The 17,212-nt window shown below is 39.0% G+C and carries 16 protein-coding genes; 12 read left to right on the top strand and 4 right to left on the bottom strand.

Translation table 11 applies throughout. The features are described from left to right. Window positions 1–32: 32 nt before the first annotated feature. The gene (locus FLEMA_RS69785; protein WP_044171909.1) at window positions 33–413 is read right to left on the bottom strand and encodes an FtsL-like putative cell division protein; all 381 of its coding nucleotides are present in this window, start codon (window positions 411–413) and stop codon (window positions 33–35) included. Window positions 414–448: 35 nt separating this feature from the next. Next, window positions 449–1,360, bottom strand: a complete 912-nt coding sequence (rsmH, locus tag FLEMA_RS69780) for a 16S rRNA (cytosine(1402)-N(4))-methyltransferase RsmH (RefSeq protein ID WP_044174769.1) — start codon at window positions 1,358–1,360, stop codon at window positions 449–451. A 306-nt stretch (window positions 1,361–1,666) separates the two neighbouring features. On the opposite strand from rsmH, the gene FLEMA_RS0123780 reads away from it, so the two are divergent. After that, the gene (locus FLEMA_RS0123780; RefSeq protein WP_026996082.1) at window positions 1,667–2,905 is read left to right on the top strand and encodes a peroxiredoxin family protein; all 1,239 of its coding nucleotides are present in this window, start codon (window positions 1,667–1,669) and stop codon (window positions 2,903–2,905) included. Window positions 2,906–3,064: 159 nt separating this feature from the next. Here FLEMA_RS0123780 and FLEMA_RS69770 read toward each other — a convergent pair whose 3' ends face one another. Further along, window positions 3,065–3,952 (bottom strand): geranylgeranylglycerol-phosphate geranylgeranyltransferase, encoded by an 888-nt coding sequence (locus tag FLEMA_RS69770; RefSeq protein WP_044171907.1) that lies wholly within the window; start codon window positions 3,950–3,952, stop codon window positions 3,065–3,067. Between the two features lie 374 nt (window positions 3,953–4,326). On the opposite strand from FLEMA_RS69770, the gene bshA reads away from it, so the two are divergent. The 3 genes from bshA to FLEMA_RS0123710 all read left to right on the top strand — a co-directional run bounded on the left by bshA (window position 4,327) and on the right by FLEMA_RS0123710 (window position 7,835). After that, window positions 4,327–5,484, top strand: coding sequence for an N-acetyl-alpha-D-glucosaminyl L-malate synthase BshA (gene bshA, locus FLEMA_RS0123730; RefSeq protein ID WP_026997808.1), 1,158 nt, complete (start codon window positions 4,327–4,329; stop codon window positions 5,482–5,484). A gap of 204 nt (window positions 5,485–5,688) precedes the next feature. Continuing rightward, on the top strand, window positions 5,689–6,978 hold the full coding sequence (locus FLEMA_RS0123725) for an NAD(P)/FAD-dependent oxidoreductase (protein ID WP_026996079.1): 1,290 nt from the start codon (window positions 5,689–5,691) through the stop codon (window positions 6,976–6,978). Window positions 6,979–7,205: 227 nt separating this feature from the next. Further along, the gene (locus FLEMA_RS0123710) at window positions 7,206–7,835 is read left to right on the top strand and encodes a sterol desaturase family protein (RefSeq protein ID WP_229359442.1); all 630 of its coding nucleotides are present in this window, start codon (window positions 7,206–7,208) and stop codon (window positions 7,833–7,835) included. 158 nt (window positions 7,836–7,993) lie between these two features. Here FLEMA_RS0123710 and folK read toward each other — a convergent pair whose 3' ends face one another. After that, window positions 7,994–8,503, bottom strand: coding sequence for a 2-amino-4-hydroxy-6-hydroxymethyldihydropteridine diphosphokinase (folK, locus tag FLEMA_RS69765; protein ID WP_044171906.1), 510 nt, complete (start codon window positions 8,501–8,503; stop codon window positions 7,994–7,996). Window positions 8,504–8,857: 354 nt separating this feature from the next. On the opposite strand from folK, the gene FLEMA_RS0123680 reads away from it, so the two are divergent. The 8 genes from FLEMA_RS0123680 to FLEMA_RS0123595 all read left to right on the top strand — a co-directional run bounded on the left by FLEMA_RS0123680 (window position 8,858) and on the right by FLEMA_RS0123595 (window position 17,203). Beyond that, window positions 8,858–9,418, top strand: coding sequence for a YqgE/AlgH family protein (locus FLEMA_RS0123680; protein ID WP_026997806.1), 561 nt, complete (start codon window positions 8,858–8,860; stop codon window positions 9,416–9,418). A gap of 67 nt (window positions 9,419–9,485) precedes the next feature. After that, window positions 9,486–9,992 carry a hypothetical protein gene (locus tag FLEMA_RS69760; protein ID WP_044171905.1) on the top strand — a complete coding sequence of 169 codons (507 nt, stop codon included), beginning with the start codon at window positions 9,486–9,488 and terminating at the stop codon, window positions 9,990–9,992. 78 nt (window positions 9,993–10,070) lie between these two features. Then, a complete protein-coding gene (locus FLEMA_RS0123645) occupies window positions 10,071–11,201 on the top strand; it encodes an amidohydrolase family protein (protein WP_026997805.1) in 1,131 nt (376 codons plus the stop codon). A 277-nt stretch (window positions 11,202–11,478) separates the two neighbouring features. After that, window positions 11,479–12,015, top strand: a complete 537-nt coding sequence (locus FLEMA_RS0123630) for a hypothetical protein (protein WP_044171904.1) — start codon at window positions 11,479–11,481, stop codon at window positions 12,013–12,015. 163 nt (window positions 12,016–12,178) lie between these two features. Further along, on the top strand, window positions 12,179–13,417 hold the full coding sequence (locus FLEMA_RS0123620) for a 3-phosphoshikimate 1-carboxyvinyltransferase (RefSeq protein ID WP_026996076.1): 1,239 nt from the start codon (window positions 12,179–12,181) through the stop codon (window positions 13,415–13,417). A 346-nt stretch (window positions 13,418–13,763) separates the two neighbouring features. Then, window positions 13,764–14,282 carry a PAS domain-containing protein gene (locus FLEMA_RS76155; protein ID WP_052354110.1) on the top strand — a complete coding sequence of 173 codons (519 nt, stop codon included), beginning with the start codon at window positions 13,764–13,766 and terminating at the stop codon, window positions 14,280–14,282. A gap of 104 nt (window positions 14,283–14,386) precedes the next feature. Further along, window positions 14,387–14,740: a hypothetical protein gene (locus FLEMA_RS69750; protein WP_044171903.1), complete on the top strand. Its 354-nt coding sequence runs from the start codon at window positions 14,387–14,389 to the stop codon at window positions 14,738–14,740. Window positions 14,741–14,869: 129 nt separating this feature from the next. Continuing rightward, on the top strand, window positions 14,870–17,203 hold the full coding sequence (locus FLEMA_RS0123595) for a TonB-dependent receptor (protein ID WP_026996075.1): 2,334 nt from the start codon (window positions 14,870–14,872) through the stop codon (window positions 17,201–17,203). Window positions 17,204–17,212: the final 9 nt, after the last annotated feature.

Raw genomic sequence — 17,212 nt, 5'->3', positions numbered from 1 at the left:
CCTTTGGTAAAAGGTACAATATTGTTTGTTGATTACCAGTCTTTTATGATGATTTTGGTAGGGGGAGTCTTGTTTTCTTCTAGCCCCATAGGCTCAACACGCTTAGTAATTTCCGATTGCTTTCCAGCTTTCATAAAATCGGCTTGTTGGGTTGTATAATCGGCTCGGATCTCTTCGAGCTCGGCCTTACTTTTATCTATTTGGTGAATCAAGCCCTCCGAATTCAGCGACGAAGCGATATACATCACAATCAGTAAAGAAACCCACAGTACATACCGTAACTGATAGGCGGGGAATTCGCCCCCCAAAAGACGGTCCATGTTGAAAACTCTGTCAAAAAAATCAAAAATACCACGATTGGTTTTGTGGCTTGATGCTCGCTTAGGTTGCTGTTTTGATACGTTTCTGGCCATTGATTTTATACAATTAGAATACTTGGGCTTGTTGCTTATTCCGACAAAGTAGCGATACGCAATTTGGCACTTCTTGAACGGTTGTTTCGGGCTAGTTCTTCTTGCGATGCTTCTATAGGTTTGCGTGATACTGCATCTAAGGGTTTGGTAATAGTACCATATACAATATCTTTTTGGGGTTCGCCATAAAAATTACCTGTTTTGATATAGTTCTTCACCAAACGGTCTTCTAGCGAATGAAAAGTCATGATACACAAACGGCTTTCAGTATCACGGAGTAGCTCAGGGGTTTGTTCCAAAAACTCTTGAATTACCTCTAGCTCTTGGTTTACTTCAATTCTGATGGCTTGAAATACTTGAGCAAAGTACCTAAACTCTTTGAACTTAGGGGCATATTTCTCTAAAATAGTTTTCAACTCGCCAGTCGTTTGAATGGGGGCGTTCATACGAGCCGAACAGATGGCCGAAGCCAAGGTTTTGGCGTTTTTGATTTCGCCGTACATCCCAAAAATCTTATGAAGCTGGTCTTCGGGGTATTTATTAATGACCGTAAAGGCCGAAACTTCAGCTTTTTGGTTCATACGCATATCTAAATCGCCATCAAAACGGGTTGAAAACCCCCTTGTAGGTTCGTCTATTTGGTGCGACGAAATACCAAAGTCGGCCAAAATCCCATCTACTTGCTTAATGCCATACAAACGAAGGTATTTTTTGATATATCTAAAATTAGCTTCAATAAAAGTAAATCTTTTGTCGTCTATTAATTTAGCATTTTGTTGGGCATCGGGGTCTTGGTCAAAAGCCAACAATTTGCCCTTTTCGCCCAAACGGGCTAAAATTGCCTTTGAGTGGCCTCCTCCTCCAAAAGTGACATCTACATAAACGCCATCGGGGCGAATATTGAGGCCATCCAAGCACTCATTGAGCATTACTGATTCGTGATACATTGTTTTTATAGGGCTTTGGGCAATCATGATTTGCCCTGTGAATTATCAAAGTTATGCGTGATTAGGCTATATGGAATGCTATTCCCAGCCTACTTTTGGTACTAAAAGTGTCTACTCGGAATGTAGAATACCAAGATCCAAAAATGCAATATTGACAAAAATACGGAAAATCTGTTTGGCTTTCCAGAACTTCATTGAATTAAGTACAAAGGCCAAGGGCTTTAATGAAAATGCAAAGGTTTTTGGACAGAAATCGGCAAAAATTGCCTATTTTTTCTATTTTTGTTTAGAAAACCAATCATCAACATGAAAAAAAACAACTTTCTAGGTGTTATCCTATTGTGCCTTTCTTTTTGGGCTTGTCAACAAAATACCGCTAACCTCAAGCCCCATGCAGGACTTTGGCGTGTAGTATTGGCATCGCCAGGAGGCGAACTCCCTTTTGGACTAGAACTTACCCCCAATGCCGATTCGGCTACTTATACGGCTGTTGTACTCAATGGCGACGAACGCCTCAAGATGGATACCGTAACTCTACAGGGCGATTCTATCCATATTCCTATCCAGATTTTTGAGGCCGAAATTGTGGCTAAAATCAGCAATAATAGCCTTGAGGGTTACTGGAAAAAACGCCGTAAAGGAACGGAATATACCAGTTTGCCATTAAAAGCTACTTTCAATAGTGCCAGTCGATTTGAAACTCCTATTCCACCAAGTGTAAAGGATATTTCGGGAACATGGGCCACTACTTTTATTGGCGACGAAGGCGATACAACCCTTGCTGTAGGGGTTTTTCAACAACAAAATGAAAAGCTCACAGGAACATTTTTAACCTCAACGGGCGATTATCGTTATTTGCAAGGAAATGTGGTAGGCGATAGCCTCAAGCTATCGTGTTTTGATGGCTCGCACGTTTTTTTGTTCAAAGCCAAAATATCGGATAATACAATGAAAGGCGATTTTTATGCGGGTGCTTCAGGACATGAAAGCTGGACTGCCCGTAAAGACGATAAGGCTAAGCTACCCGATGCTAATAGCTTAACTTTTATCAAACCAGGTTATAATGGTATTAGCTTTTCATTTCCTGATTTGACGGGCAAGAAAGTTTCATTGTCTGATACCCGTTATCAAAACAAGGTGGTTATTTTACAAATCATGGGTTCGTGGTGTCCTAATTGTATGGACGAAAGTAATTTCTTGTCGCCTTGGTACAAAAAAAATAAGCAAAAAGGGATTGAAATAATAGGTTTAGCTTATGAGAAAAGTGCTGATTTGCAAGAATCTGCTCCTAAAATTGAGAAAATGAAGAAGCGTTTTGAGATAGACTACGAGGTTTTGCTGGCAGGTACAAACGACAAGGCCGAAGCCTCCAAAACCCTACCAATGCTCAACAAAGTTATAGGTTTTCCTACCACAATTATTATCGACAAAAAAGGGAAAGCTCGTGAAATACACACAGGCTTTTCGGGGCCAGGTACAGGCAAATATTATGACCAATGGGTAGCTGATTTTGAGCGATTGATAGATAAGCTAGTAGCAGAATAAATAGGGGTGAATGTCCTGAAATATGGCGTGAAGTCAAAGTTTTTTAGGCAAGCTTTTGAATTTATGCTAATGTGGCCAATAAGTACTTTTCTGGTAGCTGGTGAATTTATGGGCTAGCTTTATTCTTAGCTCGGTCACTTACATGACCGAGCTATTTTTTTAGGCAAAAACCATACTTAGTACACCCAATAACATCATGATTTTGCAGGCGTTGCTCAAAAAAGCAAAGTCTTTAGGCTTGTCGGCATATACTAGCTTGTAGGTTAAATAGCCCAAAGGAAGCATCAAAACCAAAAATACATACCCAATACGTGAATGGGGTAGTTGGGTAGCCAATACAAATAAGGTAACAATAAAAGCAGCAATAAATACATACAACAACGTTTTGGTGCGTGCTATTCCCCAAATAATAGGCAGGGTTCTACAGCCGTGCTTTTCATCACCTTTTAGGTCTTCCATATCTTTAATAATCTCGCGAATCAGGGTAATAGCAAACGAAAAAATGGCATAAATCCAGACCTCTCGTTGATGGCCAGGGTAATATACCGCCAGTATGAGCAATGAAAAACCCGTGAGAATAGCCACTAAAAAATTACCCCAAAAGGCTAGTCTTTTCAGGCGATTGGAATATACCCATAAGCAAAAAACTGCTAATAAATTGACAAGGAATACCTTTCTACTGACCATCAAACCCAACAAAATACCCGAAGCATTGAATACCTGATTGATAACCAAGGCCCATCGGCGTTTGATATATCGTCCAATCACCACACGATGAGGCTTATTGACCAAATCAATTTTGATGTCATAATAGTCATTGATAATATAGCCCGACGCAGCAATCAAAATTGTAGAAAGCGTTATGAGGAAAAGGTTTTTTTCCAAAAAAGTATCTTGAATAATATCCAAAGAGGCATCGCTTTCGTGAATCAAAAAAATACGGGTAAAATATTGGGTAAATGCAATAATACATAAATTAGGCCAGCGAATAAGACGAGCAAATGCGAGGCTAGACTGCGAAAAAGTGATTTTGTGGCTAGTTTTCATAGTGCCAAAATTATATGCTTTATGGGCACAAATACGCAAAAAGACCAAAAATAGCAACTGATCATGAAATGAGTTATGGCCGTTTGTAATATTTTATGACTGCTTGGGAGAATTTTTTACAATTTACGTGTTGTTTAAAAAGGACGCTTAAAAAAAGTGATATTCAATCATATTTTTGAGCCTACGACTATCTATCTTTTTTGTGAAATTAACCGATAATAGAGGTATACTTTGGGTCTTTGAAATGCTAAAACCGTACAGGTTTTATAACTTTAGCAACACAAAGCTAGTTCGTTTTTTTGAACTAAAAAGCGAAATAACTATTATTCGGCATCAAATAGACGACCATCAAACACTCAATCTCAATTTACTCAATGAAAATCGGAATAGTTTGTTATCCAACCTACGGCGGTAGTGGTGTAGTAGCCACAGAGCTAGGAAAAGCATTAGCCAAAGCAGGTCATGAAGTACATTTTATTACATATAGTCAGCCATCAAGATTAGATTTTTTTAATGAAAATATTTATTACCACGAAGTAAGTATATCGAGTTACCCATTGTTTCAGTATTTGCCTTACGAGTCGGCATTGGCTAGCAAGATTGTCAATGTTGTATTGAACGAAAAGCTTGATTTGTTGCATGTCCACTATGCTATTCCGCATGCGTCGGCGGCATTTTTGGCCAAACAAATTCTGAAATCGAAAGGGGTACATATTCCATTTATTACAACGCTTCATGGTACTGATATAACCTTGGTGGGCAAAGACCCATCCTTTGAGCCCGTTGTTACATTCTCTATCAACGAGTCGGACGGGGTGACGGCCGTATCTGAAAGCTTACGTAATGATACTTACGATGAGTTTGAAATTATCAGTAAAATAGAGGTGATTCCTAATTTTATTGATTTAGAAAGATTTAAAAAGCTTAGAAAAGACCATTTCAAAATAGCGATTTGTCCTAATGGCGAAAAGCTATTGATGCACACATCCAATTTTAGAAAAGTAAAACGGATTGAAGATGTAGTAAAGGTATTTCATTTGGTAAACCAACAGATTCCGAGCAAACTTTTGCTGGTAGGCGATGGCCCCGAAAGAACCAGTATAGAAATGCTTTGTCGAGAATTGGGCGTACAAAACGATGTTCGCTTTTTGGGTAAACTTGATGTAATCGAGGAGGTTCTTTCTTTGGCGGATGTCTTTTTACTATTATCTGAAAAAGAAAGTTTTGGCTTGGCCGCCTTGGAGGCAATGGCCTGCGAAGTACCAGTGATCTCTTCCAATGCAGGGGGAATTCCAGAAGTAAATATCAACGGTGTAACAGGATTTGTGAGCAATATTGGTGATATTGATGATATGGCTCGCAATACGATTCATATATTGGAAAGTGACGAGCGTTTGGCCAAATTCAAAGTGAATGCTCTCAATCGTGCAAAAGAGTTTGATATTGCCAATATCTTGCCGATGTACGAGCGCTACTACGAGCAAATCACCTCAAAAAGTTGGAAGTTTCCTGAAAAGGTATTTGTAGATTGAATTAGTGACTTGTGAGGTGGGTATTGTTATATTCGTTCATTAAAATAATACAACTAGGTGTATGTGTTTTATGGCTAATATGCTAGTAATCATTTTTTGTAGTTGTTAGCCTAATGGCATAATCTTAAATGTATGATTACTTATTTGTAATTCGCTCTTTTTCAGTTAATTCAATCGCTAATTTCCAATAATAAATATATAATTATGACCCCAAATATTCCTGAAACGGACAAAAAGCGAGTAGTGATTATTGGTGCTGGTTTTGGAGGCTTACAAATAGCACGTAGCCTTGCCGATAGCGAAGATTTTCAAGTAGTGTTGATAGATAAAAACAATTATCATCAATTTCAGCCATTGTTTTATCAAGTAGCTACAGCGGGTTTAGAGCCTTCAGCTATTTCGTTTCCATTGAGGCTAGCTTTTCATGACTATAAAGATGCTCATGTAAGAATTACCGAAGTAACCAAGCTAGATACCCAAAACCAAACCATCGAAACGCAATTGGGGTATATTGCTTATGATTATTTGATTTTGGCTATAGGGGCGGATACCAACTTTTTCGGACAAAAAAATATCCAAGAAAAAGCCCTTCCTATGAAATCGGTAGGCGAGGCTCTGGGGTTGAGGAATAGGCTATTAGAAAACTTTGAAAAAGCCCTTGTGTCTGACAGTGATGACGAACGCCAAGGTTTGATGACTGTACTCGTAGTAGGAGGTGGCCCTACAGGCGTGGAGGTGTCAGGAACACTAGCCGAAATGAAACGCCATGTGTTGCCAAAAGATTATCCTGAGCTAGACTTTGACCTGATGAAAGTGTATATCGTAGAGTCGGGAGCGGAGCTTTTGGGGCCTATGTCAAAAAATGCTCAAATTAAATCAAAGGAGTATCTGGAACAATTAGGTGTCAAGGTCATGTTGAATACAAGAGTGACTGATTTTGATGGGAAATATGCTTATCTCAACAACGGCCAGCAAATCAGAACCAACAATCTTGTTTGGGCGGCAGGTATCAAGGCTAATTTTATCGAAGGGCTCAATCCCGACACACTCGTAAGGGGTGGTCGTTTAAAAGTAAACCGTTATAATCAGGTAGAGGGCTACGATAATGTTTTTGCTATTGGCGATGTAGCCCTAATGAGCGAAGAAAAATACCCCAACGGACACCCACAAGTAGCCCAGCCCGCTATTCAGCAAGCAAGATTGCTTTCAAAAAACCTCCCGAGTTTATTGAGAGGAAATCCTATGAAGGAGTTTTCGTATAAAGACCTAGGCTCAATGGCTACCGTAGGACGCAATTTGGCTGTGGTGGATTTGCCATTTTGGCGTTTTCAAGGATTTTTTGCTTGGCTTACTTGGATGTTTGTACACTTGATGTCGATAGTAGGAGTAAAAAATAGGCTATTGATATTTATTAACTGGCTCTGGAACTACATTACCTATGACCAGTCGCTTAGATTAATAATCAAACAGAAGTCGCCAAAGACAACCGATTGATTTTGAGGAAGAGAAGATGAGGCTTTCTTCAAAATTTTAGAAAATTATGATAAAAATCAACGAGGTTTACAAATTCCAAACCTCAAAACTTTGTATCTTTGTTGCTATAATTCAACGGATATACCTCTAAAAGAACTATTTTATTGTTTAAGTGCAATTTTAATCTAAAACAAAATTAACGGACAACTCATCAAGAATAAAGAATAATGGAAGCGAATCAGAAAAAAATGAGACCCAAAAACAGTGGTACAAAGCAGCTGTTTGACAACCCAATACTAGAAAAACTTTCCAGAACACATATTGCCATTCCTGTATCAATGTTCTTTGTATCAGGAGCAGTATTGGGGTGGTATGCCTTTACTTATACCGAACTTTCAAATGGGCTAATTGGATTATTATTTTTAGTAGGGGCAACCACCTTTACCTTTATCGAATATTGGGTTCATAGAAGTATTTACCATATTGAGCCAACTACCGAAGGCCGTGCCAAGTTTCAGTATATAGCTCATGGTGTTCACCACGAATACCCAAAAGATAAAAGCCGTTTGGCTATGCCTCCTGTAATTGCGGTGATTGCTGCCCTAACGCTTTTTTCTTTGTTTTTTGTTTTGATGGGCGAAGCTGCTTATGCGTTTTTCCCTGGATTTATTTGGGGATATGCTAGCTATTTATTGGTACACTATGCTGTACATGCGTATGCTCCACCTAAAAACTTTTTGAAACAGCTTTGGATTAATCATGCTGTACATCATTACAAAGACGGTAATGCTGTATTTGGTGTTTCGTCTCCTTTGTGGGATTATGTTTTTGGAACAATGGACACGATGGATAAATCAAAAGTATCTGAAAATTTGTAAGCAGTTATACAAACATAAGTCATCCCGAGTATTTAGAACAAACAAGGCGGTCGAAATTAGTTTTTCGACCGCCTTGTTTGATTAATAGCCAATAAATGCAAACAAGAGGTCTTTATTGTAAATTATCCCAAAATTCGGGATGACTCATGTTTAAAGCCTTATAATCTTGCTTGTTTTAGGAGTACTTCACCTGTATCTGTGCACAAGGTTAGAAGCTCTAAGGTTGTTTTGCCAAAAACTGGGTGCTTGAAAGCGGGGGCAATATCGGCCAAAGGAACAAGCACAAACTTGCGGTCGTGCATAAAAGGATGTGGAATAGTAAGCCGTGGGTGATTGAGCAGAAGGCTATCCCAATAAATAATATCAATATCAATAATTCGTTCTCCCCATTTTTCAGTTCTGATTCTTCCCAAATCATGTTCTATTTTTTGTAAATCTGCCAAAATATCAATAGGATTGGCATTTTGTAAGGTAACACTCAATATTAAATTTAAAAAACCTGCTTGATTTAAGTTGCCCCAAGGAGCTGTTTCATAAATATTTGAGATAGAAATGATTGAGCCTATTTTTTCTTCTATTTTATAGATTGCTTTTTGAAGATTTTCTTCTCTTTTGCCCAAATTTGAGCCTAATGACAAATAAACGGTTTGGAGTTTTGGCTCTTGCATATTATTTTTAGTAATAGATGAAAATGTTGTTTTGCCTCTTAGCTAACAAAAAAGAGGATATTACACCTTTTACGATTTGATTAAAGTATGATTGCGAATTGAGAATGATATATTGCGGGTTTCGAGTCTTTTTTGAGTCACACAACGTAAGTATACAAGACCAATCAAAAAGGTATTAAACTAGTCTTACCATAAATTTTTTAAGATTTTACCACTCACTAACGATAAAATTTTAAATCATTTTGTGTCTTTTGTTCAAAAACAGAATCATTACAGTATTCCCAAATTTTGCTACAAAATTAAGATATGTATCACAAGAATCTATCAAGTTGGGCTCTCAATCATTGATTAATTATGAAGAATAGGAATGTACGAAGTGGAAATTTGCTCATCTCTGAGCCTTTTTTAGGAGACCCTAATTTTGAAAGAAGTGTTGTGCTTATTTGCGAACACGATAACTTACATGGTTCTTTTGGTTTGGTACTCAACCAAGAATCCAACCTTTTGCTAGCGGATGTTTTAGACGATAACATTTATCCCGACATTCCGTTGTATGTAGGTGGCCCTGTTCAGCAAAATACCCTGCACTATGTGCATCGCCGCCCCGATTTGATCGATGGCGGACAAGAGCTTGTAAAAGGGCTAATATGGGGAGGTAATTTCAAGCAGGTAAAAGTTTTGTTGAACAATGGCGTATTAAGTCCCAATGATATTCGTTGTTTTATTGGTTATTCGGGGTGGAGTGGAGGACAGCTCGACGGTGAACTCAAACAGGATTCATGGATTGTGTCGCCCGCTACGTCCGAGCTGATTTTTGATACTCCTATTCAGGACTTTTGGCGAAATATTCTCAAGAAAATGGGGGGGGATTTTAAGGTAATGGCCAATTATCCAACCGACCCACGCTTAAATTAAGTAGTAACCATGAGGTTTTGCCTGTCATAACTATTTGCCATAGCCTAAGCCCACTAAAACATACACAATGATAGACCCGAACGAGCAACTGATTTTTGAAGACGACCCTGCTGTACCAGAGCTTACCATTATTCAAGCCAAATCGAGCGAAAACCTCGTGTTGTTGCTTGGTGCGTTAGGTTCGTTGATATACGTGGTTTATTTTTTCAATCAAGCCAACTATTGGGTAGGGCTGGTATTGTTGATTTTGGCAACATGGCTTACTGTTCGTTATATGAAGCAGTCGAGTCCTCGCCCTAAGTTGATTCTGAGTTTGGAAGGTATTCAGCTGGTAGGGCAGCCATTTGTATCGTGGGCTTTGGTTCATTCACTACAGATTCGTCCCGATGTAAAAAAAGATACTTATACCGAAACCTTGGTGTTTGTCAATAATGGTCGTATTCAAGAAATCCCTTTGGCCCAGTTGGCTATTAGTGCTTGGCAGCTCGAACACCTACTAGAAATCTACCAAGGGCGATTCAGACACGGTACGGCGGTGATTTTACCCGACGATGAGTCAGAACTTTCTTCTTAGAAATACCGTTTCACTTCTATAAACTACGGGCAGCCTGTAGTTTATACAACTACCTTTATCATCTCTCAATAAAAAACTATGAAGTCAGGCTTATTATTTACTGCTTTGGTACTAAGTGTTGGTATGGCCAAAGCCCAGCAAATCACCGTAAACTTTGAAGAATACGAACCCAAATCCACACTCACTGTACCCGAACACCCTACCACAAAAGCCAAGTTCCCTTTTATAGATGTACATAATCATCAGTGGAATTTGCACGAAGAAAAAGACAACCTCGATAAACTTGTTGCGGCTATGAATGCCTTGAATATGGGTATGATGGTCAATCTGAGTGGTCGTGGGTGGACAAGCGATGAGGCTAAAAGTACTCAAACTCTTACCAAGCAAATTGCACAAATCAAACAGTATTATCCTAATCGATTTGTGGTATTTACCAATTTGGATTTTGAAAATATAGCCGAAAAAGGCTGGACAGAAAAAGCCGTAAAAACCCTAGAAGATGACGTGAAGTTGAGGGGAGCAAAAGGACTGAAAATTTATAAAAACCTAGGCTTTTCGGTAAAGGATGGAAACAAATTAGTAAAAGTAGATGACCCCCGACTAGACCCCGTTTGGGCAAAAGCTGGACAATTGGGTATTCCTGTATTGATTCATACCGCCGACCCAGAACCATTCTGGCGACCTATCGACCAGTTTAATGAGCGTTGGTTAGAACTGAAATTACACCCCGATCGTAAACGCAATGCCTCAGCACCCAATAGCAACGAATATACTTGGGAACAGCTTATAGAACAACAGCACAACGTTTTTAAAAAGCATCCTAAAACTACCTTTATTGCAGCTCACATGGGGTGGTATCCCAATAACTTACCCAAGCTAGACAGCCTACTCGACCAAATGCCTAATATGTATGTCGAAATTGGTGCAGTTATTGCCGAGCTTGGCCGTCAGCCTCATACTGCCAAACGTTTTTTTGAAAAACGCCAAGACCGTATTTTATTTGGTAAAGACTCGTGGGTTCCTGCCGAATATGCCACCTATTTTAGGGTATTAGAAACCAACGACGAGTATTTTCCATATCATAAAAAATACCATGCCTTTTGGCGAATGTACGGCTTGGGCTTGTCGGATGAGGTGCTGAAAAAAGTATATTACAAAAATGCTTTGAAAATTATTCCAGGATTAGATAAATCGCAGTTTCCACAATAAATAACTAGGAGACATGGGTTTTCTATTGATAACTCATTTATAACCTCATTCGCTATATTCTTAATAAGTGGATTCCTACACAACTTACCCAAGAATAGCAATGTTTATCCAGAAAACCTGTTATATCATAAGCAAAGCCAATAATACTATTGACCAGTAGCCTAAAAGTTAAAAAAACTTAAATAATAGCGGCTATTTTTCATTGGAAGGTAATTCAATGGTACTTTCGTACAACATTTCTGATTAGGATTGTTGTACGAAAACCTCCTTTTTCATCATGAAGCTTATTTTTATTGTATTTCTGTATTGCTGTTGCTATCAATTGACGTTTGGCCAACACGACTCCACTCAGCGAAAATATACGCCCATTAAGTTTTTGGCTATTGCTGGCAAAACTGGATATGCTCAGCGATTACGCTTTTTTGAAGAATCTACGATTGCTTTTCGATTAAAAAACAGCAAAACAAAGTACCAAGGCAAAATAGAAAGTATTAGGGATAGTTCGTTTTTTTTTACCGATGCCAACACCCTCGAAACACAGGAAATACAGCTAAGTAATATAAGCAAAGTATATGCGGGCAAACGCTATATCCCTTTCTTAACACAAGGAGCTAGCCAGATTGCCTTGGCGGGTATTGTACTTACGGGTATCGATGTCCTCAATCAGGTACAACGCAATACAACCGTACAAGTAAGCCCCGTGCTGGTAGGTATTAGTATTGCTTCGATAGGCATTGGTATTTTGGGGAATAAGTTGTCAAGCCCAAGTTATCGAATCAATCAAAAACATCCCCTAAAAATACGCTTCTTATAACAAAATGTCGAAATCTTATTGAAACCTTCTTCTCATGGCTTAATTTTGTCTTTCTTCTGAAAAATATTTTCACCATAATTTATACACTTTGCATAGATTATGGTAATTAACCAAAATGTGATGTAGGAAGTATTTTCTGAAATCCACAATCTGATATTCGACCTTGAAAAAGCTATTACTTCAAAAAGTTCAAAAGTCTTTCCAAACGGAAATACCACTGCCATCTTCCAAATCAGAGTCAAATCGTGCCTTGATTATCAACGCTTTGGCAAAAGGTGTGGATAACTTATCTAATCTTGCAGAAGCTAGAGATACCCAAACCATGATGCGTTTGTTGGCTTCAAACGATACCGTTGCCGATGTTATTGATGCTGGTACAACCATGCGTTTTTTGACAGCTTACTTTGCGGTATCGGGGCAAAACAAAACCATGACTGGTACGCCTCGTATGTGCGAGCGTCCAATTGGTATTTTGGTCGATGCTTTGCGTGCTTTAGGGGTAGACATTACCTATCTTAACAACGAAGGATACCCTCCCTTGCAATTAAATGGATTTCATTTTGCAGGAAATAAGCATTTGGCGATTCGTGGCGATGTTAGTTCGCAATATATTTCGGCATTGTTAATGGTAGCACCTTTGTTGCCTGAAGGTTTGGTTTTGGAAATTACAGGCGAATTGGGTTCAAAGCCATATATCGAAATGACCCTCAAGCAAATGGAGGCATTTGGTGTTGTAGCTCAGGCCGATTGGAACACTAAAATCATTACTGTATTGCCACAAAGCTATCAGCCTATTCCGTATGCAGTAGAATCTGACTGGTCGGGTGCTAGCTATTGGTTTTCGGTGGTAGCTCTTTCCGACAACGAGGATGCGTCTTTAGAACTGTTGGGTTTGAAAGAAAACTCCCTACAAGGCGACTCGGTTGTAACCGACATTATGAGCCATCTGGGCGTAAAATCTGAATATACAGGTCGTGGCTTTAAATTGAGCAAAATCCCTGCTGAGGCTTCTTTAGCATGGGACTTCACCAACTGTCCTGATCTAGCACAAACCATCTGTGTGGTGGCCGCTGCCAAAAATATTTCTTTAACCTTAACAGGTATAGAATCGTTGAAAGTAAAAGAAACCGACCGTATTATGGCTTTACAAAATGAGTTAATCAAATTGGGAGCAACATTACAAGAAGTAGAAACCAACCATAAGTACCTATTAACACCCAATGCCGTAGAACGCTTGCCTGCACCTGTGTCGATTCATACCTACGACGACCACCGTATGGCTATGGCTTTTGCTCCGTTGGCATTGGTCGAAGAGGTAATTATCGAAGAGCCAGATGTTGTTGTGAAATCGTACCCAAGCTTCTGGAAGCATTTAAGTAAGATTGTTACTATTGTAGAATAAAAAGTATTTTACGTATAGATTATTTGTACTTTAAGGCTATTCTATAAGCTAGAATAACACATTGAGTATCAAATATTAACTCCAAATAAAGGAGTATAAAAGTCGTACAGTAGGTATTATTGTACGACTTTTTTTTTGGAGGATTTTTCCAAAAGCGTTGTGTCAAATTTGTTTATTAAGCCACAAATTTTATATATTTATGTTTTAATGATTTGATAGTCAGTATGTTGTGTTTTTATTGCTTGTTTAAGCTAAATAACAAAATACTACAACAATCTGAAGATAAATACATTAATTCTGCCATTTTTGTCTCTAAAAGATACGCACTTCTTAAACAAAATAGTTTATGTTTGACCATTCGTCTAAGGTAACTTCCGACACATTTGCCAATATTGACTTAATTCACCCATTACTTATAGGAAACGAGTTTATGAGTCCTCGTATTCAGCTTTCAGAAGAGGCCCAAAGCGACTACGACCTACTTTGCAAATACGCTATTCGTCAAGGCTGGATTCAATGGGCCGACTTTCGGGCTCATCTAAAGGGTATCAATAACGCTGTTGTTGTCACAGACGTACACCAAACAATTCTTTTGGCCAGTGCAGGTTTTGAACGCATGACAGGCTATACGCCCAAGTTTGCTAGAGGAAAAACGCCCAAGTTTTTGCAAGGAAAAGATACCGAAAGTCATATCCGAGCTGTACTAAAAGAACATATCCAAAAGAAAGTTCCAGTAGAAGCTATACTGACCAACTATCGCAAAAATGGCGATGCGTATAAATGCCGTATCAAAATTTTCCCGATGTTCAATAAATCATACGAATTGGTCAATTTTATGGCCTTAGAAGACGAAGTGACTGACTGATAAAAAATCAAAGAAATATAGGTTGGGAATATAGAAGCTCATTATCTTTGTAGTCAAATTTGTATTTTTAGGTGAGCAGTCGAATAAATATAGCAGCTTTAATAATGGCTTTTATGCTGGTAATCAGGATGATGGCTATTCCTTTGTTGTATTTAGATTATAACCTTCGCAAAGACTATATTGTACAAAACCTTTGTGAAAACCGCCTAAAACCCCAAATGAATTGTAATGGTAAATGTTATTTGGCCAAAAGAATAGCCTTATCGGAACAGCGAGAAACTACCGAAAAGGGAGCAGCCTTTGCTCATATTCTTTTTGAAATACCTTATTATATTCCTGCAAAATCAGTCGTTAAGTTTGATTTTTATCCAGAATCTATCACACCACAATTACCTAATTACTCTATTATTTATTCATCAGAATATTCCTCTTCTCATTTTCGCCCTCCAGCGGTATAATTTCCTCCTTTTATTATTACCTAATCAAAAATCAGGCATGAATCATTGTGTCCATACCTGACCGTATTTTCTATTACAAAACCTAATTAATTAGGTTTGCAATTTTCCATTTTAAAGATATATCATTTCATGAAATTATTACGCATTTTCATGGCTATGCTTTTATGCACAGCCTCTGCCATATTGCATGCCCAAGTTACTGGTAAAGTATTTGATAGCCTCACCAAAGAACCCCTCGTAGGGGCTACTATCGAGGCGGGCAGTGTAGGAACAACCACCGACATCAACGGTAATTTTAGCTTGAAAAGTACACCTTCTACCCTTACGGTTTCATTCGTAGGTTTTAAAAGGAATACAATGACCGTTGGAGGAAATAAAGCCCTTAGGATTGGCCTAGAGCAGCAATCTAATGATTTACAGCAAGTTGTAGTAACCGCTAACCGTGAAGCCAGCCTACGTACAGATGCTCCTGTGGCTATTGCCAAGCTAACCCCACTACAAATAGCCGATGCTAAATCTACGCTGATGTTTGAACTACTGAACAAAGTGCCTGGAGTAATGATGGTCAACCTCAACAACGAACAGCACCAAATGGCTATTCGCCAGCCGTTTACTACCAACGCTTATTTTTTGTATTTGGAAGATGGCCTACCACTGCGTCCGATGGGTGTATTTAACCATAATGCTTTAATCGAAACCAATGTGTTTTCGGTAAGTAGTATCGAAGTAATGAAAGGGCCTGCTTCGTCGTTGTATGGCCCCGAAGCAGTGGGCGGAGCTGTGAATGTAATAACTCAAAAGCCAACAGCCGTACCTGTAGCCAGAATTGGCGTTCAGGCCGATAATTATGGTTATAAGCGTGTACAATATGCTGCAGGTGGTATGATTACCAATAAGTTAGGGGTTTTTGTTGGTGGTTTTGTGGCCAAACAACGCAATGGCTGGCAAACTCGCTCAGACTATGATAAGTTTTCGTTGAACTTCAGAGCAGATTATAACTTTTCGGATAAAACCAAACTTATTGGAACACTTAGCCATAACGACTACAATTCACAAACAGGGGGCAGTGTCGATAGTATTGCTTTTTATAACCGAGCGTACACAAGTCAAACAGATTTTACCTACCGAAAAGTAAAAGCTACAAGAGCTTCTCTCAAGCTCCAACACCAATGGAATAGCCAAAATGAGTCGTTTTTGACAGCCTTTTATCGTGATAATGCCGTTGGGCAAAACCCATCGTATAGTATTCGTTGGACATCGGGAGCTAGTACCGCTACTGGACAAATCAATGAAAATAGCTTTAAATCTTATGGTTTTGTGGCACAACATACCAAGAAGTTTGATTTTGCCAATGCCAAATTATTGTTAGGCACAAGCTATGATTATTCACCAACCACTTATTGGGCTTATCAAATAGACCTCCAGGCACAGCTTCGTGCCGACAAAAAATCGGTTGAGAAATACACCTTGCTCAAAGAACGACCAGATATTTATTTGGCCAACTACGATGCCAATTTATATAACTCGGCAGTGTATGCTCAGCTTGAACTGAACCCTATTGCAGCATTAAAATTGGTATTGGGTGGTCGCTTCGATAATATGTCGTTCGATTACAACAACTATTTGGCCAATACCAATGGTAGCAAAAGTTATCACCAATTTACCCCAAAAATTGGGGCAACGTACGATTTGGGTAAAGGAATAGGTGTATATGCCAATTATTCAAAGGGCTTTTCTCCTCCAGGACTAACGTCTATTTTTACTAAACGTCCAACGCCAGCACCCGATGGCTCACAGTTTTATTATAACCTCGAACCTGCTTCGTTCGACAACTATGAAATAGGAGGCTGGGCTTCGCTGTTCAACAACAAAGTGTATATCGACTGGGCAGCCTACCAAATGGACGGTCGCAACGAGCTATTGAATATTCGCCAACCCGACAACTCTACCGATTACCAAAGTGCAGGAAAAACCTTGCACAAAGGTTTAGAATACAGTATTACCTACAAGCCTAATGCCGAATGGAATGTAAGATTTGGCGGTACCAATGCTATTCACCGTTTTGTACAGTTTACCCTCAGTACTAGAGCTACCGATTTGGTGAAAAACGTAGATGGCTTTGATATGCCACAAGCTCCTAAATGGATAGCTAATACCGAAGTGATTTACAAACCTCGTTATGTAAAAGGATTACGTGTGGGCTTAGAGTATCAAAAGGTTTCTTCTTGGTTTCAAAACCAAATCAATACTGTTTCGTATGAAGGATATGGAATATTCAACTTCCGTGCGGGCTACCAATGGAAGGGTATCGAGGTATTTACCAATATCATGAACCTAACCGACGAGCTGTATGCCTATAGCGCTAGCCGAGGCAATAATGCTACCGACCGTACTACCTTCACGGCTTCTGCTCCACGAACATTTGTGTGGGGTATTCAATACAACTTTACAGGAAAACATTAATAAAGTGTC

Origin of the sequence: Flectobacillus major DSM 103 (genome assembly GCF_000427405.1) — a bacterium.
GTDB lineage: Bacteria > Bacteroidota > Bacteroidia > Cytophagales > Spirosomataceae > Flectobacillus > Flectobacillus major.
The sequence above is the reverse complement of the archived record's forward strand: the minus strand, read 5'-3'. Positions and strand labels throughout refer to the sequence as shown.

Excerpts from the sequence above, each read along its gene's own strand:
- FLEMA_RS69785 (WP_044171909.1), bottom strand. The coding sequence starts at position 413 with ATGGCCAGAAACGTATCAAAACAGCAACCTAAGCGAGCATCAAGCCAC.
- FLEMA_RS0123780 (WP_026996082.1), top strand. The coding sequence starts at position 1,667 with ATGAAAAAAAACAACTTTCTAGGTGTTATCCTATTGTGCCTTTCTTTT.
- FLEMA_RS0123630 (WP_044171904.1), top strand. The coding sequence starts at position 11,479 with ATGAAGCTTATTTTTATTGTATTTCTGTATTGCTGTTGCTATCAATTG.
- FLEMA_RS69770 (WP_044171907.1), bottom strand. The coding sequence starts at position 3,952 with ATGAAAACTAGCCACAAAATCACTTTTTCGCAGTCTAGCCTCGCATTT.
- FLEMA_RS0123725 (WP_026996079.1), top strand. The coding sequence starts at position 5,689 with ATGACCCCAAATATTCCTGAAACGGACAAAAAGCGAGTAGTGATTATT.
- folK (WP_044171906.1), bottom strand. The coding sequence starts at position 8,503 with ATGCAAGAGCCAAAACTCCAAACCGTTTATTTGTCATTAGGCTCAAAT.
- bshA (WP_026997808.1), top strand. The coding sequence starts at position 4,327 with ATGAAAATCGGAATAGTTTGTTATCCAACCTACGGCGGTAGTGGTGTA.
- FLEMA_RS69760 (WP_044171905.1), top strand. The coding sequence starts at position 9,486 with ATGATAGACCCGAACGAGCAACTGATTTTTGAAGACGACCCTGCTGTA.
- FLEMA_RS0123595 (WP_026996075.1), top strand. The coding sequence starts at position 14,870 with ATGAAATTATTACGCATTTTCATGGCTATGCTTTTATGCACAGCCTCT.
- FLEMA_RS0123645 (WP_026997805.1), top strand. The coding sequence starts at position 10,071 with ATGAAGTCAGGCTTATTATTTACTGCTTTGGTACTAAGTGTTGGTATG.
- FLEMA_RS69750 (WP_044171903.1), top strand. The coding sequence starts at position 14,387 with ATGGCTTTTATGCTGGTAATCAGGATGATGGCTATTCCTTTGTTGTAT.
- rsmH (WP_044174769.1), bottom strand. The coding sequence starts at position 1,360 with ATGTATCACGAATCAGTAATGCTCAATGAGTGCTTGGATGGCCTCAAT.
- FLEMA_RS76155 (WP_052354110.1), top strand. The coding sequence starts at position 13,764 with ATGTTTGACCATTCGTCTAAGGTAACTTCCGACACATTTGCCAATATT.
- FLEMA_RS0123680 (WP_026997806.1), top strand. The coding sequence starts at position 8,858 with ATGAAGAATAGGAATGTACGAAGTGGAAATTTGCTCATCTCTGAGCCT.
- FLEMA_RS0123710 (WP_229359442.1), top strand. The coding sequence starts at position 7,206 with ATGAGACCCAAAAACAGTGGTACAAAGCAGCTGTTTGACAACCCAATA.